Genomic DNA, 21,918 nt, shown 5'->3' on the forward strand with positions numbered 1-21,918 from the left:
CTACTGTTCGTTAACAAAATTAGTTAATTAATTCTAATCTTAGTTTTAAAACTAGTACTTTTCGGAATCCAAAAATTAGCACACAAAATTTAATTTATACATGTCATCACCAATAGAATCTAATCCTTTACTTGATAGACTACCACCTCATCTTAAACAGTTCATCAAACCACAAAATTATGATGAATACACACCTATAGATCAGGCAGTTTGGAGGTATGTAATGCGTAAAAATATTGCCACATTAAGCAAAGTAGCTCATAAATCGTATCTAAAAGGGTTAGAAAAAACTGGAATTTCTATTAACGAAATTCCGAGCATGTATGGTATGAATAGAATTCTTAAAGAAATTGGATGGGCAGCTGTAGCTGTAGATGGGTTTATTCCTCCAAATGCTTTTATGGAATTTCAGGCGTACAACATATTAGTTATTGCTTCTGACATTCGACAACTCGAAAATATAGAATATACACCTGCTCCTGATATTATTCATGAAGCAGCAGGACATGCTCCTATCATCGCTAATCCGGATTATGCAGAATACCTCCGTCGTTTCGGAAAAATTGGCTGTAAAGCGATTTCTTCAAAGAGAGACTACGACATGTATGATGCCGTAAGAACACTTTCTATACTAAAAGAATCTCCTGATACAGATCCTAAAGAGATTGAAAATGCGGAAAAAAGAGTAAACGAACTACAAAACCAAAAATCAGAACCTTCTGAAATGGCACTGATAAGAAATCTGCATTGGTGGACGGTTGAGTATGGTTTAATAGGAACAGTGGAAGATCCTAAAATTTATGGTGCAGGATTACTCTCATCTATTGGAGAAAGTGAGTGGTGTATGACTGATAATGTAACAAAACTTCCTTATCATCCAGATGCGGCGTTTCAAGATTTTGACATTACGAAACCTCAACCTCAGCTTTTTGTAACTCCTGATTTTGCTTATCTATGTCAGGTATTAGAAGAGTTTGCTGATACAATGGCCTTACGAAAAGGAGGTCATCGAGGACTTGCAAAACTAATAGAATCTCAAAACTTAGGCACTATAGAGCTCAGTACTGGTCTACAAGTCTCTGGTGTTTTTACTAGAATGATCAAGAATGAAGACAATGAAGTTATTTATTTTGAAACCGAAGGTCCTACTGCTCTTTCTTTTAGAGAAAAAGAATTAATTGGACAAGGAATTGATGCACATCCAAATGGATTCAGATCTCCATTAGGAAAACTAAAAGGAATCAATCTAGCGATAGAAAACATGTCTCCAAGAGATTTAAAAGCTTATAACTTTTATGATGGAGAACATATTGAATTTGAGTTTGAAAGTGGTATTACGGTAGCTGGAATCAACGTTACTGGAATGCGTAATATCAAAGGAGAACTTATCCTTATTCAGTTTAAAGAATGTACTATCAAATATAAGGATGAGTTCTTATTCAGACCTGAATGGGGAACTTTTGATCTTGCAGTAGGAAAAGAAATTGTTTCTGCTTTTTCGGGCCCTGCAGATGATTATTCTTTTGATATGATTACTCATAATCCCAATATGAATACCATAAAACGATCATATACCGATCAAGAAAAAGAATTACATGCTCTATATCAGGCTGTAAAAAATGTTAGAAATGGTGAAAACACAAAATTTTCTCTGGAAGCGGTTTTTGCGATTATAAAAAAAGATCATTCTGAAGATTGGTTATTGCCTATAGAAATTTATGAATTGATTTATGACCGGGATACCAACTTTGCAGATCACATTTTACAACATTTAGATAAGATCAAAGCAGCTAAACCTTCTATCGCTCATTTAATCGATAGTGGTATTGAAATTATTACAAAAAAAGCTTTAATCAGCTAGTTAAAACCATATAGACATATATCAGACCAAAGCATCATAAACCTTGGTCTGATTATTTATCTTCTTCGGTTATTTTATTCGAAACCCTACTCCTATATGATGGGTTACATTAGATAATCTACTAAAATTAGATCTATAGCTTACGAACCAATCTCCTTTCCTGTTATATTGAAGTCCCAAACTAATATTATTAAACTGTCTTTGATTACCTCCTACTTCGCCAAAAGCATACAAACCACTTTTATATGTTTTCGGGTGCTCTATAGTATTTGTTATTTTAATTTCCCTAGGGACTTTTAATTTATAAGATAAATTACTAGAAAGTAATTCTCCCTTTAACAAATTGTAACTATAAATCTCTAGATCATCCTTAAATAAAGTATCCCGGTATTCTCTAGCTTCCTCAAAAAGAACTTGTTCTTCTTTTATTACATCTGTTTTTCCCTTAACATTTAGATTAACCTCTGTAGATGCTACCTTTTTAGAAATATACACTGTTTTGTATTTTTCTGTTTGTAAATAAAACGTATCTATTTTAACTTGATAAACAGTATCTGTCATTACTGTAACCTTAGGCCTTTCTGATTGTATATTTTTATCAGAAGAACATTGTTTTTGAGCCAAAATATATACAGACAAGACTACGATAATAATCAACAGCACTTTATTACTCGACATTTTATACCACATTCGAATATATTTTAAATTAGAAAAGTATACCAGATTGAAGTACATCAATCTGGTATTTTTAGAGCTATTTGAATTAATGAACTACTAAGGATTAGACCACATTATCCAATGCTATTTTCAAACTTTTAAGAGATATTTGAGCAACTATCTTTCTGGGATTTGTTCCAGTAGTTAATTGTAAATTTCCGTTTACGATATCAATGTTTTCTATCATACGATCTTTCATTACTTCAATTTGATCCGCTTCTGTTTCTATGAAAATCAATTCAAATTTTAGAGAGACATCTTCCAGAAGTTTATTAGTAATTGGACCACTATACGATTGCATCCTATAACCCGTATAATTATTATAGGAAACAGTTTCTTTTGTGGTATCCACAATTAAAGAAAGAGGATGTTTGTTCGCTCTGATTTTAACTTTACCTTTATTTTTAAAATAGGCAAATGCTCCTGTAGAAGAAGAATACACGTTTTTTACAAAGAAAAAACTCCCTATGGATGTACCATCAGTATCAAGCAATTTATCTACTTCTATAAAATCAGTATCAAAAGTAATTTCATCTGGTTTTACATTTGTATAGGTTCTAACATTGTGTTTTAAAACAGAATTCTTTAATGCTCTATATTCACCTTCGTTTATCGACACCTTGTTTTTTAGTGCTACCGTAATCGCATTATTTCGAACGGGATTCACAGACGCGTCAGATAACACACTATCCACGGTTACATTACCACCAGTTGACGATAATGATGCTAACTTTTGTTTTTCTGCATTTGTAAAATCATTAGAAGATAATCCTTTACCATCCTCAATAGTTACTTTATTCGTTAGTGCTTCTAACAATCCGTTTATCTGGTCAATATCCCAAGAGTTGGGAATATTTAGTACGGTTCCATCCGTAAATTCAACTACAACAGCTTCATCGTTATCTTCTATTACCTTCTTTACAAGTTTTCCTTCATTCTTATGATAAAAACCATCTATTAATTCTTCATATTGCTGCTCTGTTGGAATATCCCCTGTTTCGAAATATGATTTTAATTCTTCTTTTGTTTTTATAGACATTCTTTATGTATTTCTATTAGTTATCATTTTATTTCATTAAAAAACCACTACACTTTTGCGAGTATCAATACTAAAATTTATCATGTAATCGTCTACGCAACTACCTGCCAGGTATTACTCATACGCAAATGCCTAAAAAATGAAAAACCTAAGATTGTGTTATCTAAAGTGTAGTGATTCTGATCATCTCTCTATTTTTTTCCTTCTTTAGAGATGGTATTTATGGTCTCAGAAATACCTCCTGATCTTAGCATACTTACTAAAGCTTTAAAAAGGTCTATACCATAAATTTTATTGAAGTTTTCTAAAATCGATTTTATCTCTGTAATGGCTATAAATCCAGCAATTATCTTAAGAAAAGGAACTTCATCTACGATAAAAGTTTCTAATAAGAAAGATGCTAGAATCACCAAATTATAGATAAAAAATTTAGAGATCGTATTACTTATTCGTTCGCTACTTATAGGAACTTTGTTTTTATAGGATGCATAGGAACCTGTAATAAAATCAACCAGAATCAGGAAGACCATTGTCATCATCACTCCATTCACTGGAGACAGGATCGCAAGCAGCCAAAATAATATATTAATAATTTTATCCATTTTTTGTTAATTTTTTATACTCTAAAACTCGATTTTTAGGGTATGCTTGAATACACACCTTATTGTTTTGATTTCCTCCCAGAACATATACAAATCCTTTCGTTTCTTTGATAAAAAAACCAACATGGCCTTTCCAACTGGTGCGGCTTTCTCTCCATAATACTACAATATCTCCCACACCTGGAGTGTTTGTAGATTGTCCAACATTAAGCCAACTTCTAGCCGTAAGCTTACCAGAATAGGAATAACCAGATTTTTTAGCTACCCAATTGGTAAATGCACTGCACCAAGCAGTTTCATCATGCAATTGAGCGCCATCAAAGCCAAGTTCATTAAAATAGGAAATGATCTGTGGATGATCTTTGGAGCCATTAATCTCCGTAACGCCATACTGAGATAGCGCCATTTCTAAAATATTCATCTGTTTTTTGTTTTTTAGTTTATTTGACTATCAGATGTAATTTGCCATAAACTATCTAGGTTACTACCTACATAGTAATCATGGCTTATTTCACATGTTAAAAATGATTGATTACTCCCACGTAAATAATATTGTTCAAAAAAACACTTAATCCACTCCGAAAACTGGTGATATGTTTGCCTTTTTTTTGAATCTTTTTAATTACGCAGAACTTGGTTAATTGCACTTAAAAAGAGTGAAGTTTTTAGGCTTAATTATAATACCTGCAGGAACCTAAAAACCCGTTCTTTTTTTGTACATCATACAGTAAACTGTTAATACACTTTGGTCATTGAATTGTCATCAAAATCAATGATTTACAGTGCTTTGAAAAGCGTATACAAATATACAAATACATTAAGGTTTTGAGAAAAATTTCGCCTACTACCTACTGCAACTACGGGATGAAAAAAGGTCAAAATTCAAAAGAAAAACTCTCTGAATTTTGACCTTCTAAAAAAGATATTTTATTGCTTATAAAACAGAAAAACTATTGTACTATAAATCTTTCTATTCTTTTATCAGACTGATCACCAACTTGTAACAAATACAGACCATTAGATAAATTACTTACATCTATTTTTCCGTCATCGAACTTTGAATTTATTAGTATTTGACCTGCGTAATTATAAACTTTTATTTCTGTATTCGAATCAGTAACTCCATCAATAAAAAGAATTCCGTTCGTTACAGGATTAGGATACAACCGAAGTTTTGCATTATTATCAAAGTCATCTTTAGCACTTATGATTGTAGCAACCTTTGTGCTACCAATATTTACGGTGTAATCCTCCACCTCTCCATAGGTAAAGGTTTCGCAAGGAGTAGCCGTAGCATTATATTTTAAAGTCACTCTCATTCTCGTTGTTCCCGATAATGCACTAGAAGGTACCGAAAAATCATAAGATTGATTTGCATCACTTCTGGTAGATTCTGAAACAATTTTCTCTGAACTTTCAAAAGTTCCACTCTGATCATAATCTATCCATACATTCCAGTATTCTGTATATACTGTACCCGTATAATTCAGGCTTAATACAATCGTGTTTTGTCCATAACTAATCGAACCCGTTAAGTTCGTAAAGTCCGAATACCCCGTGGTTGCTGCGGAAACATTATCGATTCCTCCTATACTCACATAATCAATAAACTCATCATTTACATTATTACCTTGACTATCGCAATAAGTAATTACAACTCCTGTCGTGGTAATAGTAACGTCGTTACTTTCGGCTGAACTGTTACCAGCAGCATCTTTAGCAATCACAACAAATGTATATGTAGTATTTGGGTTTAATCCACTTACTGTGGTGTTTACAGAAGTTGAACTAGCAAAGAGTGTTGTTCCCTGATACACTTCGTAAACTGATACTCCAATGTCATCGGTAGATGGATTCCAAGATAAATCTACTGTTGTTCCTGTAATATTTGATGCTGTAAGGTTGGTTGGCGCAGAAGGTGCTTGTGTATCTGGTGTGCTAGAGATAATTGCGAAATCATCGATTGCTAGGTCACTTCTGAATCCATTTCCGGTAGTCCCCTTAAACTGAAACTCAATTACAGATCCTGTATATGAAGACAAATCTATCGATGCTTGATTCCATTGATTCCCTTGACTTCCACTTCTAGACCAAAGAGATGTATAACTTGCCCCTTCATCCGTACTTACTAATACTTCTAACGATCCCATATTTGTGCCATTCATATGATACGCAAACTCCAAGGTAGCTCCACTTAGGTTTCCTAAATCAATACAAGGACTATTTAACAAAGCGACTTTTCCTGGATAACCACTCCCATTACCAGATGCTTCTGTGAATAAATAAAAAGATCCTTCTTGAGCGGAAGACGGTCCTGTTCCACTGGATGGAGTTCCATTACTATCTCTTGTCCAATTTATATCATCATTATTAGCATTTAACCAAACACCCAAATCGGTTTCAAAACCTTCTGTATACGGAAATGTGCTAATTCCAGAACATGCCGGAGTTGCTGTTGTTGTAAATGATATCGCATCACTATAGGGAGATGTAGTAGCTCCAGAGCAAATGCTACGAACCTGAGCTTCATAAGTAGTCTCTGATAATAATCCCGTAAGCGTAGTTGTATTTGTAGCCAGATTGATAACGGTCCAGTTAGTTGTTCCCGTTTCTCTATATCTAAGATCAAAAGTAGCTCCAGCACTACCGGTCCAACTTAAACTAACACTACTAGATTGTACTGCAGATGCGGTTAATCCTGTTGGAGCTACCGCTCCAATTGGAGTTAGCTGCACATTTTGTATAACGGCCTGATCATCCGCAATCACCACATTTGTAATGGTTTTGGACTCATAGCATTCTGCTTCATAAAGCACATCGTATACTCCAGCTTTGATTGGTCTGTAATAATCTCCTTCTGGTAATTCGGTAGGAGTCCAGGTTTCATAATTCTCTTTTCCAACTACTGTTATTTTTGCATCAATTGCCTGACTAGTTACTGCATCGGTAACTACACCTCGAATTCCATAATTGACTTGTTTCAAAAATCCGATAAGTGCTTCTTGATTATAATTCCAAAAATTGACTAGTTGATTTGCGGGAGGAGTTTTAGCATTCGAAAGTTCTACTGTTACTTCCCTTCCTTTATGGAAATAAATTTGATAATCTTGTCTTCCTCCCTGTACTTCATACCAAGCATATCCGTTTGTAATTCCATTATTAAGAGCATCAAAATACCCATTTGGACTATTTTGCTGGCAAAAATCTCTATATTCCTCGGAGATGTGAATAAAATAATCTTGATCTGGATGTGCACCAGCGTAGGTGTCCCAAGGATAATTAATCAATTCAATTCCTCCGTGAAAATTTGCGGATAGCACAAAGTGTTTGTCCGCTGCAAAATTCATAAAATGTTGTGTTTCTATCTGATGACTATTCCCATCAGGATTTGGCCCATCATCTGGATCTGGATAGTTTCGATTCAGATCTACATTATTAGCATTACCTCGGGTAGCATTAGCTACCGAAGTATTATTCGCACTATTTCTAAACGTTCCATCTGGATTGGCTAGTGGATTAATCCATACCTCATTATTATCTAACAATTGTTTAATTTCTGCATGTCTTGGATGCGAAGTGTCATTATAGGTATTTAGCAAAAAATCAATAAGATTAAGCATCATAGGATATCCTGCGATCTCATCACCATGCATAGAAGATGTGTACATCACTCTGGGTTCTTGTTCATTAGCCGATACGTTATCAGAAAGTTTTACAAAAAGTATAGATTTATCACCTTCTGTAGTTGCACCAATGTTTTCCACCTGACAAATGGTAGGATTATTAGTTGCAAAATCATTCATGATGCTTACATAATCTGCGTACGTTGGATAGGCTGTTAATGGAAAGGTTGCTGCTTTTACAGAAAGATCTGAAGTCATGGTTTGATAACCAACGATATTATCTTCTTTACTAACTGTGAATGAGACGTTTCTTTGCAAAAACTGATCAAATTGAGATTGATTAGCCATAAGCTTAAGAATTCCAGTGCTTTCATCATAATTAACAACTGAAAGTCCCTGACTAATAGATTGTATTTGCAAAGGGTTTTTAATAGCTATATCAAATATTACTTCTCCTTTAAGATTTATATATTCAATAGCCTGTTCTTTTGGAGTTTGCTGTGCAAACATAGGATAACTTAGGATCATGCCGATCCATAAGATAAACGATAGTGTTTTCTTCATGGTTTTAAGAGTGTTTGTGTAAGTTCTGCTTTGGTTAAGAAGCAGTGTTTAATTTTAAATTGGTTTTAACAATCTTAAAGATAGGATAAAAAACATCAAAAACCCCTTCTAAACCCTAATCTTTTCCATCAAAAACACCCCAGTAAATCAATAGATTAACTATTCAAAATCGTTTTACAAGCTTGTAAAAACTATCATCTTCTAAGGGGAAATATCATAAAAAAACCGCTCAGATTGAGCGGTTTTTGGGATTATAATTTTGTTTTACACAGCTCTTATTCTTCAGTTAAACCATTCATAAACTCTTTAAATGAGTTTGCAAGTAATTCAATATCTTCATCATCATCCATATCATGATACCAAATAAAAATCTTCCCATAGTTTTTCTCATCCAACGCGATACATATTTGATTCCCTCCACCATCGTAAGCAAAAGGAAAAAAACCATCTGGTAAAACATCTGAAATAACATTTAATGTCTCTTCCAAAGTTCCAGAATCTCCATACTTTATTGGGTAAAAATAGCTTAAACGGGTGTCTCCAAAATAATCCTTATCAGGTCTACCTCCATTATAAATCAAAATATGTGATTTATAATCTATTGGTAATATAAAACCTTGCTCTTTTTCAAACTCGCTTAATTCTTCTGGTAATAATTGTTTTTTAGTATTTTTAAAATTAATCATTATAAGTATTTTTTGATATCCAATAATTCCTGTAATTGTTTAGCTGATCCAAAATGCTTGTATGTTGCTGTATGTATAGTGGATTTTACTAATTGCATAGTACCTTCCAGGTTTTCATCCAAATCATCAAGATGATGCCAGGTATAGCCTTCTGGAATTTCGTCCAATTTCATAAGTTCATTTGCTTGTGCAAAATCAACATCTCTTGAACCGGTAATTTTTATTTTTACTTTTCCAAATTTAGCGTTTCCTTGATACAAATATTCAGTTAATCCATCAAAATCTGGTGAAGTACCGCTTTTACTAGTTGGAATATCATATCCCTTATCCAAAGTTTTGAGTTGATTATATTTTGTAGTCTTTCCTCGTAATGTTTTCTGCATTTCCAATATCAACTTTCTTCTTTGCTCCAATGGTTTATTAATAAACTCTAAGAATTTCGGCACATCATCCGGTAACCCTCTAAATACAATCTTACCATTACGATCCACTACGTCTAAGGTTTTTGTTGCCCTTGGTTTTCTTTCTACTTTTAGTTTTTTCTTTTTGAGAATAGAAAGCATTTCTTCATTTAACCCAGAAGCAATTTCATCTAAACGCTGTTTCAGTTGGTTTCGATTAACTCCTGCTTTTTTATTAAAATCCGTTAAAGCATTAAAGAAATTCTGGAATGGCCCTTCATAAATCACATCTCCGTATTGAGTTACAACCGCTCTTTCCGTTCCATTGAGTAGAGTTCTAGCAATATCTACTCCTAAATCCTGTAGTGCTCTTATCAAACCCTTAGCAAATTGAGCATAAGCATCTATTTTCCTCCCCACCTGCAAAACCTCATCCAACCATTTCCCTAAATCATCTAAAAGCTTTGGGAAATCATTCACTTGTTTTTGTATTTCTCTGATGATAGTTAAAATGCCATCGATTGTTAATTTGATGGTCTTTTTAGTAGCTTGATATACACCTCTAATCAAGCTTTTATAAGAATCAGCAGCCAGTTTTAGGGCTGTTCCTACGGTTTTTGCACCTCCAGTAAGAATCGCAAACACCACCTCTTCGACAATAAACCCGATTAAATATCCGATTCCATACCCTAATTTATCAGAGGAAATAGATGGTGGAGACGTCAGGAATTTCACAAAAAGCCCAATCATAAACTTGAAAAAAGCTTTGATATTTTTTAGCGTAAATAATTTTGCAGTAGTCTCCATAGCATTTTCAAAAAGCTCCACAAATAAGCTAAACATAGATGCCGGAGTTTTGGCAGTTTGCTCTTGTGCTTTATTGATCCCAATGACAATCTTGCAGATCAACCCAATCAGATCAAAAATACCTTTAATGACATCTACCAAACTATTGATCAATCCTACTAAAAAAGAATTGAGGAAAATAAAATAGCTTTTGGTAAACGACAATATCTGTAAAGCCACTTCTTTTAGAAACGATTTCCCTTCATTAATAAAGTCAAAAAGGACACTTACTTTTTCTTTTACAAAATCACGAATCAACTGAAAAGGGATTTTATCAATTCCTGTTTGTAACTGACTTTCCAAAGCATCTAACTTTTGAGTAAATCCACTTAATAACTGATCATAATCTATATTCTCATTCAGTGTTTCTAATTGTTCTATCAATTCAAAACCTGGAAGTATTGGACTATAAGTTTTATCAGGATTTCCTTCTTGATCATACGCTTTCCAGTATTTACTTCCTATCTTCAGGTTATCTTCGATACCTTTGGAAACAGCATCCATCGCATCTGCTACTTTTTCTAAAGCAAAATTGGCAGGAATATTTACTACTTCGATACCTTTTTGAAATACATTTCGAATCAGATAAAAAACACTGTCTTTGTCTTTTACATGATCTTCTAACACATCTTTGATCGCAGAAGAATTAACTCCAATTTCAAAAGTTTTGGTTAATTTGGCAATATCATTAAATGGAATTTCAGTGCTTTCAGTAATCTCATCACCAGAATTTACTCGTATCACCGAACCAAAGGTGTTATAAGCATCGTCTTTTTCCACAAACATGACAATCTCATTCGCACCGAATTGATCTATTTTTTGATAAGCACGTTCTAGTTTTGCTCCATCTTTGGTAATAAATAAAATCACTGATAATTCCGACCCTTGCAATTGCTCACTCAACAACCTAAGATCTGGCGCGAATTTTTTCTTGTTACCTGTTCCTTTAGCGGTAACTACCACCTCATCTAAAATCACAATTTCAGGATTGAAAACGAAGTAATTTCCTTTAAACTCAAAAATTTCTCTTTGGGCAGAAAACCCAACAATATTTCTCGTTTCTCCTGTTGATTGAAATTGACCAAACTTTTGCAAATATTCCTTTATAAAAAGATCCGAATATTCGATTCCTGAAGGCGTAATTCTTGCGTAAGAATCGTTATTCTCATCCAAAGTAACTTGTTTATAAATAAGAACTTCTGAGAACAATGAACTGGACTGATCTAGTACTTCTATTTGATCATTGAAAACCGTTATATTGGGAAAGGGTTGATATTTTTTATTAAAATTCCTAACCCCATAATCGTATGCATACATAATTACTTTCTTTTGTATTAACACTTATTTTAGGGCATACAGCATCCCTACCCCCAAGAATAGGGACACTTGTATGCGATGAATAGCAAACCATTTTTCAGGTTTTATAACTCATCATTCCTTTATAATTGTTGGGATTAAGAAACCGCTGTTTCTCCAATAATATCAGTACCTACTCCTTGTGAAGTCTCATTACCTCCAATAAGATTATCGGTTTGCTGGATAGGATTGCGATCAGAGTCAAACTGTGTCCAATCAGCACAATCATCATCGCATGGTAATCCTTCTACATTGAGACCAATAGATCCTGCTTGAATTACGGTAAGCGAGGTCGGAACTCTAGTTTCCCAAGTTTCTTCAACTACACTTTCTGGGTTACGTAATTCTTCTACGATAGATACAAACTCTGGATCATCGATTGTCGGCACTTGTCCGCCATTCCAGATTTGACCTGTTGCTAAATACCAGTTAACCATTTCTTCGAATCCAGGCCTTACGGTTACAATAACTCTGGCCATACCACTTTGCAAGAATGCTTTGAATAATGGATCGTTATTCTCGATAATGTATCGCTTAGACCAATTATTTTTACTTGCCCAATAAAATGGATAGAATTGATAGCTCATAATATCCCATTCGAAAGCTTGTTCGAAGAACTTTACTTTTGCAGCATACGCATCTAAACGATCGCTCGTATGATCAGGACGATATTCATCTAGCTTATTCTGGTTACCCGTAAACATATTGAGTCCCATATTTTCATGACCCAATAAATATGTGATACAATTCTTTCGTAAAACAGTTTTTTCTATTTGGCGATAGAATCCTGGATTCGTCTTGAAGGTTTCTTCTTGTAATTCCTTTTGTTCTGCTAATTTCTCTTCATATTCCGCTAACTTAGCTTCATATGCCTCGATAATTTTACCAAAAGAATCCATTTGCCATTGTTGCTTAGCTTTTTCTGTTAAAACACATTTTGCAACAACATTCACACGAATTCCTCCAACATCAGAGCCAATTACAGAAACTCCTAATTCATTTTCTACACCATTTAGATACAAGGTTCTTTCCTGATCCCAATAGGCTCTTCCAGACAGGCTAAAACTTTTATCACCAACAGAAATCGTTGCATAACTTAGCTCTATTCTATTAGGCACAAACACATAACCTCCATTTACATAAGCTCTAGTAGCTTTGTAACCTTCTGGAATTCTAAGGCTAAAATCGCTTGCTCCAGGATAGTTGTGCGAACTTAAATAACTAGTTCCAGTTACACTAAATGAATCAGAAACATTCATTTCTTTTGCAATACTATCGACTTCTACATTATAAATTCCTGCCCAATGCGCTAAGGTACTATCAGTAATCTTCCTAAAATCTTTAAGATTCATTGTTCCTGCAGCTGTTCTAGGATCTAATGGTTTTACTAATACCTCTGCATCACTATCACCTTTTAGTTTAACAGCCAAATCGTGAAAAGCAGCAGGTTCAGGCACCATAAACTCATACATTAATCGTTTCCCATAATTAAGGATTCTATTATTGTAGATTTTATCAACCCAACGATATACTCCAGAAATATGTTTATCTCCTTCTCTGTTATCGAAACCATGGGAGCTATTTTCTTCGTATTCTTCAATTACTTTGGTAACTCGTTCTTCTCTCACTTTTTGAACTACACGATCTAAGGCTCTTTCTGTTACTTCTCTTGCTTGACTTACCGCCTGAATATCAGACTCTTCTTTACTGGTATTACTTGCAAAACTTGCATTAGCACTAGCATTAAATCCGGCATTAGAATACGAAACTCCTGCTGATGCAGCAAATGATCTATCCTGTGCCAGAACTGAAGCAATCTCTTGATTCATCTCGAAACGACCTGTGGAAGTAGTTTCCGTTAATGTTTCTAATTCTTGCTCTGTAGCAACAGTCACTGTATCTTCTTGCCTTCTTAATCTTCGAGTAGATTTTTCTTTGTACTCACGAGCCATAATATTCTCGATATGAGAAACTTCTCCTGGCACATAGCAACAAACTTCTTGTTCCACTTTGCGATAATCAGCAATTCCCAAACGCTGAATTCCAAAACCATTTGGTACTTCCTCTTCTGGAGTACCCGTATCTCCTCCAGAAACTAGAATTAATGATCCTGTAGCACATTGAGTGGGTGTAAAATTCGGAATATTGAACTTGTATTTCGCACCATTTGAGAAGGTTATACTCCCTTTGAAATTACTAACAGGTTTATCAATTACAATTCCGGAATATAGGCTTAAAGAAATACTATTATTAAATTTTCTTTGTCTAAAAAACCCATTGGTATTTGATGTTCCATCAGCATAGTTCATATGATACAAAGTACTGGTAACATCTAAGGATGTATCTGGAACTTTGATCGTCATGATGATAGAATATCGATTACTTCCTAATTCTGACAAAGAACAGCAACTAAATGTAAATGCCTGTCCAGGATTGATTTCTGACACGGGTAGTGTTGCACCCAAAACACTTACTTGTTTGGTTCCTGATGAGGTGTTTTCAGAAATAACCTCAGCATTTTGTTTGATTTGATCATTGATCACATCTTTCACTTCTTCTAAAGAGTCTATTGCCAAATCTGAAACCAAAGTATTTATGTAACTTTTAGTTTTTTCTCCCAATAATGCTAATACCTTAGGATCTTCCAACTCATTAGATATAGAAAAATCATATTCTGGAAGGGCTAGATTTTCATATTCCTGAACTACAACATTATTTCCCGATCCAGGATCTTCTATAATTTTATCAATAATCGTAGCATCCTTATACGCTTTTGAAACCAACCCATCATAATCTCTTTGGTAAATTTCTCTAGCCTTTTCATTTTCCCTTACATACACTGTTTCTGCACGTTCAACTTCTTTTAAAATCAAACTCAACTCTTCATTTTTCTCGATAGCTGTAGCAATATTCATTTCTTTCTGAAAATCCTTTGCCATCACTACTGGAGTTGGAAGAGGATCAGATCCTTCGTCATCATTATTTTCGAATAAAGATTTGTCGATGATCACCCGTGATTGTGCCATCTTTCTGTAAGCTTCATCGGTTTTTTCTAATCGTACAGATTGTTTGATAAAATAATCCGCTACGATAATAGAAAGTAACAAATCTCTGAGATATGGAGAACCACTTGTTAGAATACTATTGTGCAAATCATCCCAAAGTGATTTTAAGGCTATAGTTGATAAGGTTTCACTCGCTACATCAGCAACTCTATCATCTGTTTCTACTACCGTTAATTTGGTTCTATTAGTAATTAACCATTTTGCAAATTCAGCCAAACCTGGAAATGCTCTTTTAACATCTTCTACAGTTTTAAATTTAGGAACATATATAGAAGCAACTGCGGTTAATTCGTTTCGTGAAACATCTGCAGTCTCTTCTATGATCAAAGAGGAAGCCTCAGCAACATCAGTTTGAGCCTCTGGATAACTGATAAATCCAATTCTCTTTTCTTCATCTCCAATTAACTCTGCAGAGCGCATCGTAACAAATCGATACAGTGTATTCTTAATGTTTTGACTCATATTTAGTCTTTTAAAATATTATAAATTGTTTTTTCGGAAATGAAGAGCTGATCGATCAGCTCTTCAACGATGACTTTCATTTGTTTTTCTGAATTGTTTTGTACATAATTATGAACAAACTGTTTACGCTTTTCTAATAACAGTTTACTTCGTTGCATAAGTCTCTTATTTTAAAATTAGACACAAAAACACCACCCTATTCAAACAAAAGTTTGAATAGTTACCCGTCTAAAGTGATTTTAGCACGACGTCTTATACTATTTCACCTGAAAATGTTGCAATAGAATTAATACAAATGTTTGATTATGAATTCTTTTTTGTATTTTAGCAACTAATTACAGTACAAATATACAACATTATACAGAAATTTACAACAAAATACAAAAATATTCTGTAAAATGTTTAATTTTATTTTCATCATATGTTTTTAACAAAAAGAATGGGAAAATGGTAGAAATTGACACGAAAATAAGGGAGATAATAGATTTTTTTGGATTAAATAATCATTCTTTTGCGAAACGGATAGGTGTCACTAGCACAACAATAGATAGCATTACCACAGGAAGATTGCAATCTGACGGTTCTAGAAAACGAACCAAACCTGGCTACGATTTATTAGAGCGTATGATTGAAGAATTTTCTATAGATCCTGAGTATCTTTTTGGCAAAAGCAATCAAATATTAAAACAAAAACAACAAGAAATTTCAACATATGGTGGAATTCCGCAAGTTGTTGCAGTAAATCAAGAAGGAGACGAAAATGTAGTCTACGTACCCATAAAAGCACGTGCTGGTTATTTAGATGGATATGGAGATACCGAATTTATAGAAACACTTCCTTCTTTTAACATGCCTCATCTTACCAATGGAACCTTTAGATGTTTTGAAGTACAAGGAAACTCTATGGTTCGTACTTTTTTTGATGGAGATTTAGTTTTTGGCAAGTACGTAGAAGATTTACAAGACATCAAAGACGGAAGAGTCTATGTAATTGTAAGTAAGAATGACGGTATTGTTTTAAAACGAGTAATCAATCGAATTGAGGAAAGAGGTAAGCTTATTCTAAAATCTGACAATAAAAACGGGAACTATCCTACCTACACGATAAATTATGAGGAAATTATGGAAGCTTGGTATGTTACCATGTTCGCTTCTAAACAAATGCCTGAACCTGTAGATGTTTATGACAGGCTTCACGATTTAGAGACTAAAATTGTCTTATTAGAAGAGGAATTAAGAAGAACACATTAGATAAAGATCGAGGATATGAAATACTGATCTCGAACGCACCCTAATTAAATAAAAGATCGGGCGCAACCACCGTAGTCATCACCCGATCTCACGTAAAAAAACCTCACAATAAAGACTTTTATACTTATATCTATCCTTACTTTTGTCTTTCAATAAATCAAAAGGTTAACATTTTATGGTGTATATTTATGGAATATTTTTTGATGCTATTTTTCTTCAAAACCTTCTAACCTTTTGAAATATGAAAAATTTTAATCTTTTATTCTGTGTCGTTTGCTTTTTTTGTATTCAAATACTACCTGCTCAATCAATACAAAATCCGTCATTAACAAAGAAAAAGAACGTTCGAAAGACTTTAATTATAGATTCCATTCCTGTTTCTGTGTCTAAGAACTATCAATTAACAGGAATCAGTAAGGATAATGTAGACTACCGACTATTTTTTGGTGCTTCAAGAATTTCTGATTATCCAGTTTTTGGAATCTCAAGATCTCGTCCATTTGTTGCGGTTACGAGCAATGCTTTTACTCATGAATTCCTATTTGATCCATTTACATCTTATTCTGTAGATCGACGAAATTGGGACAATCCTTACAATACCACTTCTCTTGGTGCAGGAATATTAGCGGGCAGTCTGCAATTATTATCCAGTTTCTTAAATTAGAACTTGATAAAAGAATATTGCTGCTGGATTTGTAGTTTTTTTTGTTCTAATTTCAGAAGAAACTGATGATGTTGCTCGCTATCGGGATTAAAAGGTCGATGTGCTATCCCATTTTGTATTTCATTTACCTTATCCATAGTCGGCAAGGCATTTTCATCAATCCAGGTTTGCTTAAAACGTTCCCATATATAATCAATGGCTAGTGAACTGGGATGAATCATATCTTCTTTATAAAATCGATAATCCCTAAGTTCATCCATCATAATCTCATAAGAAGGAAAATAAGTACTATTCTGATCAACGCTAATAATCTGATGTATTGCAGCGATAAGATGCGATTTACTGCGATTATTTTCTACAAAACCGTCTTTACTATGTCTAACAGGAGATACTGTAAAAATTATCTGAACACCTGGATTAAAACTTCTGATCAAACCAACACTATTCTGCAAACATTGCACTACTTCGGCAACGGACAATATTTCTTTAGAAAACTCTTTTTGAGGAATTTTATGACAATTTGCTACAATCATGTCTAACGCTTGCAGTCGATATACCCAGGCTGTTCCTAGAGTTATACAAATATGCGTAGCAGACAGCATATCATTATATGCCTGATCCAACCCTTGATTTAGTGTATTCAACACTGTTTTTTGATCTGGGTGACTCAATTTAGAATGTGCATCAAAGCAATGCCATCGTTCGTTATGAAAAAATAAATCCGTTTCGGTATACTTTTCCTGCTGAGTAGCCATCCACAAAAATGTCTCAATAGCTTTAGGATGAAAAAGTATACCGAAGGGGTTTATTAAAGACTTATATTTAAAGTACGAGAACTTCTCTCCAATATTTTCAGCAAAACACGATCCTAATAACATTAGATTAGAATCATAGTTGATCTTAGGTTGCTGAGGTTTTAAGGGTATGTTGGTTTGCAAGTTCATAAGACTATCCAATAGAACTTAAAATAGCACACTGGTATTGTATTAGGTTACAAATATTCTTTTACTTTTTCTAAGGCTTCTTCGATACCTGCTGGATTTTTACCACCTGCAGTTGCAAAAAACGGTTGACCACCGCCACCGCCCTGGATATATTTTCCAAGTTCGCGCACTACCTGACCAGCATTAAGCCCTTTCTCTTCAACCAGGTTTTTAGAGATATAACAAGACAATAATGCTTTGCCATTATTATCCGCTCCAAAAAGCATAAATGCATTTGATACTTCTCCTCCTAATTCAAAGGATAGATCTTTAATTCCTGCTGGATCTAGATCTACTTTTTTACTTAAAAACTGAATTCCATTTACTTCTTTAAACTCAGCTTTAAGGTCTCCTTTTAGGTTTTTGGCTTTATCTTTAAGAAGCGCTTCTATTTGTTTCTTAAGACTTGCATTTTCTTCTTGCAAAGTAGTAATTGCTTTTACTGGATCTTTTGCATTTTTTAATATTGCTTTTACTTCCGAAAAAGCTTCCGTTTGATTTGTAAAATAATCTTTAGCAGCATCACTCGTGATCGCCTCTATTCTTCGAATCCCTGCAGCAACAGCACTTTCAGAAGTAATTTTAAAATGCCAAATATCACTAGTGTTTTGCACATGAATTCCTCCACATAATTCCATAGATTCTCCAAAACGAATCGCTCTTACCGAATCTCCATATTTCTCTCCGAATAATGCTATCGCGCCTTCTGCAATTGCTTGATCATAGGATATACTTCGCTTTTCTTCCAATGGCAATCCTTCTCTAATTCTAGCATTCACAAAATCTTCTACCTGCTGTAACTCATCTACGGATACTTTAGAAAAATGAGAGAAATCAAATCTCAAATTCCCGCTATGCACCATCGAACCCTTTTGAGCCACATGAGTTCCTAAAACAGTACGTAATGCCTGATGTAACAAATGCGTTGCTGTATGATTAGAAGCGGTTCTGGTGCGTTGTTTTGTATCTACCACTGCCTTGTAAGTTTCTCCTAAATGCTTTGGTAGACTTTTAGCAAAATGGATAATCAAATTGTTCTCTTTTTTAGTATCAACAATATATACCACATCGCCATTAGCAACTTCTAAATATCCTTTGTCACCTACTTGACCTCCACCTTCTGGATAGAATGGTGTTTGATCTAGTACTAATTGATACAGTTCTCCATCCTTCTTACTATTTACTTTACGATAGCGAGATATTTTAGCATCTCCCGAAGTATGATCATATCCGATAAACCCTTCTTCAGCATTTGGCAATAGGATTTCCCAGTCTCCTGCTTTTACTTCGGAAGCAGCTCTGGAACGGTCCTTTTGTTTTTGCAACTCTACTTCAAAACTCGCTTCATCATATTCGTATCCTTGTTCACTTAAAATAAGTGCCGTTAAATCTTTTGGAAAACCATAAGTATCATATAACTCAAAGGCTTTTTCTCCTGAAACTACTTTTCCTTTGGTATTCTTGATCACATTATCCAACAACACCAATCCTTGATCCAATGTTCTTAAAAAAGAATTTTCTTCTTCCTTAATTACATTGACAATTAAGTTTTTCTGAGATTTCAACTCTGGAAAAGCATCACTCATTTGATTACTAAGTGTATCTACCAATTTATAGATAAAAGGTTCTTTGGTATTCAAAAACGTAAATCCGTATCGGATGGCTCTTCTTAGAATTCTACGAATTACATATCCAGCACCTGTGTTACTAGGTAATTGTCCATCTGCAATCGAAAAAGATACCGCTCTAAGGTGATCTGCAATTACACGAATAGCAACACTAACCTTACCACTCTCCTTAGTTGGGATACTATCTTTGTCATACGTACTATTTGTAATCGTTTCTATTTCTCGTATCAACGGAGTAAATACATCTGTATCATAATTAGACTTTACTCCTTGCAATGCCATACACAAACGCTCAAATCCCATTCCTGTATCCACATGCTGCGCTGGTAATTTTTCTAAAGAACCATTGGCTTTGCGATTAAATTGCATAAAAACCAGATTCCAGATCTCTACTACTAATGGATCATCCTGATTCACTAAATCACGTCCAGGAACTTTCGCCTTCTCTTCTTCAGACCTTAGATCTACGTGAATCTCCGAACACGGACCACAAGGTCCTTGATCTCCCATCTCCCAGAAATTATCTTTCTTATTTCCCATAATGATACGATCTTCTGGAACTATATTTGTCCATAAATCGTATGCTTCCTGATCCATTTCCAGATTTTCATCTTTTGCTCCTTCAAAAACAGAAACGTACAGAATATCTTTATCGATACCGAAAACATCGGTTAGCAGTTCCCACGCCCATTCGATCGCTTCCTTTTTAAAGTAATCACCGAAACTCCAGTTACCTAACATTTCAAACATGGTATGGTGATAAGTATCCATTCCCACTTCTTCCAAATCGTTATGCTTACCACTTACTCGCAAACATTTTTGGGTATCTGCAATTCTATTATTCTTTGGTGTCCCATTTCCTAAAAAGAACTCTTTAAACTGGTTCATTCCGGCATTGGTAAACATCAGTGTAGGATCGTCTTTGATCACCATGGGTGCAGAAGGCACTATGCTATGTTTTTTGGATTCAAAAAACGCTAAAAATTGGTTTCTGATGTCTTGGGATTTCATTTTTCTTCTATTTTATTTCTTATCAGTTAGTTATCGATAGTTCTGACTTCCCTACGCCATCGATAATTGTCAGTTTTTTCTGGACTTTGCGACAATTTATTATATTTGTTGCAGCCTCAAAGTATAAATTAGCCTGTTTTTGGCTAACATCCTGCAAAAATAGTATATTTTAGATTATGTCAAAGGTTAAATATTACTACGATAGCGAGACGCTATCTTATCGTAGAATTGAGCAAAAGAAGGGTCGTAAATTTGGTTTTGCCATCTTGGGGATTCTTGGTGCTTTTTTAGCAGGCTTCATCCTTCTGGTAATCTACCTAAATATTCCTCAATTAGAAACTCCTAAAGAGAAAGCATATAAAAGGGAATTAGACAATATGAAACTGCAATATGAACTTATGAACAAGCAATTGAAAAAAGATCATGCTGTTCTTGCTGAAATTGCAGAAAGAGATGATAATATTTACCGCTTATATTTTGGTGCACCACCAATTCCTGAAGAAGTACGAAGTGCTGGATTCGGTGGAGTAAATAGGTATAAAGGGTATGAAGGTTACGATAACTCTGAAATGATTATTGAAAGCCAAAAACAAATAGATAAACTTACCAAACAAATCGCCGTTCAATCTATATCATTAGATGAGATTAAAGAATTAGCGGAACAGAAAGAAGAATTACTTGCTACGATTCCTGCAATTCAACCAATCGAAAATTCTGATCTAAAACGTATGGCCTCTGGTTATGGATGGAGAAGTGACCCTTTTACCAAAGCCCGAAAGTTTCACTATGGAATGGATTTTTCTGCAGCTACAGGAACCCCAATTTATGCTTCTGGAAATGGAACAGTTACTCGTGCAGATGCAAACTCAAGCGGTTACGGAAAACATATAAGAATAGATCACGGGTTTAACTATGTTAGTTTGTATGCTCATTTAAGCAAATACAATGTAAAGAAAGGACAGAAAGTCAAACGTGGAGATATTATTGGATATGTGGGTAGTACCGGTAGATCGGTAGCGCCTCACCTTCATTATGAAATATTTAAAGATGGTGAACGTATCAATCCTCGAAATTTCTATTATGGAAGTTTAACTTCAGAGGAATTTAATGAAATGCTAAAAGCTTCTTCTCTTATTAATGAAACTCTAGACTAGTCTAT

The 21,918-nt window shown here is 34.4% G+C and carries 15 protein-coding genes; 4 read left to right on the forward strand and 11 right to left on the reverse strand.

Features of this window, described 5'->3' with window-relative positions:
* Positions 1–100 precede the first annotated feature (100 nt).
* A complete protein-coding gene (locus ABD077_RS21655) occupies positions 101–1,861 on the forward strand; it encodes an aromatic amino acid hydroxylase (RefSeq protein ID WP_343914302.1) in 1,761 nt (586 codons plus the stop codon).
* Positions 1,862–1,930: 69 nt separating this feature from the next.
* Here the strand turns inward: ABD077_RS21655 and ABD077_RS21660 are convergent, their stop codons facing one another.
* The 9 genes from ABD077_RS21660 to ABD077_RS21700 form a co-directional block, all read right to left on the reverse strand.
* Positions 1,931–2,551: a hypothetical protein gene (locus ABD077_RS21660; RefSeq protein ID WP_343914303.1), complete on the reverse strand. Its 621-nt coding sequence runs from the start codon at positions 2,549–2,551 to the stop codon at positions 1,931–1,933.
* A 91-nt stretch (positions 2,552–2,642) separates the two neighbouring features.
* Complete coding sequence (locus ABD077_RS21665; protein WP_343914304.1) at positions 2,643–3,617, reverse strand: hypothetical protein; 975 nt, start codon at positions 3,615–3,617, stop codon at positions 2,643–2,645.
* Positions 3,618–3,808: 191 nt separating this feature from the next.
* Complete coding sequence (locus tag ABD077_RS21670) at positions 3,809–4,219, reverse strand: phage holin family protein (protein ID WP_299606130.1); 411 nt, start codon at positions 4,217–4,219, stop codon at positions 3,809–3,811.
* Positions 4,212–4,640, reverse strand: a complete 429-nt coding sequence (locus ABD077_RS21675; RefSeq protein WP_343914305.1) for a TIGR02594 family protein — start codon at positions 4,638–4,640, stop codon at positions 4,212–4,214. The genes ABD077_RS21670 and ABD077_RS21675 overlap by 8 nt, the downstream gene beginning before the upstream one ends.
* Positions 4,641–5,169: 529 nt before the next feature.
* Positions 5,170–8,406 carry a M14 family zinc carboxypeptidase gene (locus ABD077_RS21680; protein ID WP_343914306.1) on the reverse strand — a complete coding sequence of 1,079 codons (3,237 nt, stop codon included), beginning with the start codon at positions 8,404–8,406 and terminating at the stop codon, positions 5,170–5,172.
* A 275-nt stretch (positions 8,407–8,681) separates the two neighbouring features.
* Positions 8,682–9,092, reverse strand: a complete 411-nt coding sequence (locus ABD077_RS21685) for an SMI1/KNR4 family protein (RefSeq protein WP_343914307.1) — start codon at positions 9,090–9,092, stop codon at positions 8,682–8,684.
* A complete protein-coding gene (locus ABD077_RS21690) occupies positions 9,092–11,656 on the reverse strand; it encodes an HNH endonuclease signature motif containing protein (RefSeq protein ID WP_343914308.1) in 2,565 nt (854 codons plus the stop codon). The genes ABD077_RS21685 and ABD077_RS21690 overlap by 1 nt, the downstream gene beginning before the upstream one ends.
* A gap of 137 nt (positions 11,657–11,793) precedes the next feature.
* Entirely contained in the window at positions 11,794–15,222 is a 3,429-nt protein-coding gene (locus ABD077_RS21695; protein WP_343914309.1) for a hypothetical protein, read from the reverse strand.
* Positions 15,223–15,224: 2 nt separating this feature from the next.
* Positions 15,225–15,380 carry a hypothetical protein gene (locus ABD077_RS21700; RefSeq protein ID WP_343914310.1) on the reverse strand — a complete coding sequence of 52 codons (156 nt, stop codon included), beginning with the start codon at positions 15,378–15,380 and terminating at the stop codon, positions 15,225–15,227.
* Between the two features lie 289 nt (positions 15,381–15,669).
* On the opposite strand from ABD077_RS21700, the gene ABD077_RS21705 reads away from it, so the two are divergent.
* Entirely contained in the window at positions 15,670–16,473 is an 804-nt protein-coding gene (locus ABD077_RS21705) for a S24 family peptidase (protein ID WP_343914311.1), read from the forward strand.
* Between the two features lie 241 nt (positions 16,474–16,714).
* On the forward strand, positions 16,715–17,137 hold the full coding sequence (locus ABD077_RS21710; RefSeq protein WP_343914312.1) for a hypothetical protein: 423 nt from the start codon (positions 16,715–16,717) through the stop codon (positions 17,135–17,137).
* Here the strand turns inward: ABD077_RS21710 and ABD077_RS21715 are convergent.
* Together ABD077_RS21715 and alaS are read right to left on the reverse strand one after the other, a co-directional pair.
* Positions 17,134–18,081 carry a GSCFA domain-containing protein gene (locus ABD077_RS21715; protein WP_343914313.1) on the reverse strand — a complete coding sequence of 316 codons (948 nt, stop codon included), beginning with the start codon at positions 18,079–18,081 and terminating at the stop codon, positions 17,134–17,136. The genes ABD077_RS21710 and ABD077_RS21715 overlap by 4 nt on opposite strands.
* 47 nt (positions 18,082–18,128) lie before the next feature.
* Positions 18,129–20,759 carry an alanine--tRNA ligase gene (gene alaS / locus ABD077_RS21720; RefSeq protein ID WP_343914314.1) on the reverse strand — a complete coding sequence of 877 codons (2,631 nt, stop codon included), beginning with the start codon at positions 20,757–20,759 and terminating at the stop codon, positions 18,129–18,131.
* A 176-nt stretch (positions 20,760–20,935) separates the two neighbouring features.
* Here alaS and ABD077_RS21725 point away from each other — a divergent pair, with 176 nt between their 5' ends.
* A complete protein-coding gene (locus tag ABD077_RS21725; RefSeq protein ID WP_299898463.1) occupies positions 20,936–21,913 on the forward strand; it encodes a M23 family metallopeptidase in 978 nt (325 codons plus the stop codon).
* Positions 21,914–21,918 lie beyond the last annotated feature (5 nt).

This window comes from Aquimarina litoralis (assembly GCF_039523995.1).
GTDB classification, from domain to species: domain Bacteria; phylum Bacteroidota; class Bacteroidia; order Flavobacteriales; family Flavobacteriaceae; genus Aquimarina; species Aquimarina litoralis.

Bases quoted from the DNA above. Each gene is read 5' to 3' on its own strand.
- ABD077_RS21655 (WP_343914302.1), top strand. From the start codon at position 101: ATGTCATCACCAATAGAATCTAATCCTTTACTTGATAGACTACCACCT.
- ABD077_RS21660 (WP_343914303.1), bottom strand. From the start codon at position 2,551: ATGTGGTATAAAATGTCGAGTAATAAAGTGCTGTTGATTATTATCGTA.
- ABD077_RS21665 (WP_343914304.1), bottom strand. From the start codon at position 3,617: ATGTCTATAAAAACAAAAGAAGAATTAAAATCATATTTCGAAACAGGG.
- ABD077_RS21670 (WP_299606130.1), bottom strand. From the start codon at position 4,219: ATGGATAAAATTATTAATATATTATTTTGGCTGCTTGCGATCCTGTCT.
- ABD077_RS21675 (WP_343914305.1), bottom strand. From the start codon at position 4,640: ATGAATATTTTAGAAATGGCGCTATCTCAGTATGGCGTTACGGAGATT.
- ABD077_RS21680 (WP_343914306.1), bottom strand. From the start codon at position 8,406: ATGAAGAAAACACTATCGTTTATCTTATGGATCGGCATGATCCTAAGT.
- ABD077_RS21685 (WP_343914307.1), bottom strand. From the start codon at position 9,092: ATGATTAATTTTAAAAATACTAAAAAACAATTATTACCAGAAGAATTA.
- ABD077_RS21690 (WP_343914308.1), bottom strand. From the start codon at position 11,656: ATGTATGCATACGATTATGGGGTTAGGAATTTTAATAAAAAATATCAA.
- ABD077_RS21695 (WP_343914309.1), bottom strand. From the start codon at position 15,222: ATGAGTCAAAACATTAAGAATACACTGTATCGATTTGTTACGATGCGC.
- ABD077_RS21700 (WP_343914310.1), bottom strand. From the start codon at position 15,380: ATGCAACGAAGTAAACTGTTATTAGAAAAGCGTAAACAGTTTGTTCAT.
- ABD077_RS21705 (WP_343914311.1), top strand. From the start codon at position 15,670: ATGGTAGAAATTGACACGAAAATAAGGGAGATAATAGATTTTTTTGGA.
- ABD077_RS21710 (WP_343914312.1), top strand. From the start codon at position 16,715: ATGAAAAATTTTAATCTTTTATTCTGTGTCGTTTGCTTTTTTTGTATT.
- ABD077_RS21715 (WP_343914313.1), bottom strand. From the start codon at position 18,081: ATGAACTTGCAAACCAACATACCCTTAAAACCTCAGCAACCTAAGATC.
- alaS (WP_343914314.1), bottom strand. From the start codon at position 20,759: ATGAAATCCCAAGACATCAGAAACCAATTTTTAGCGTTTTTTGAATCC.
- ABD077_RS21725 (WP_299898463.1), top strand. From the start codon at position 20,936: ATGTCAAAGGTTAAATATTACTACGATAGCGAGACGCTATCTTATCGT.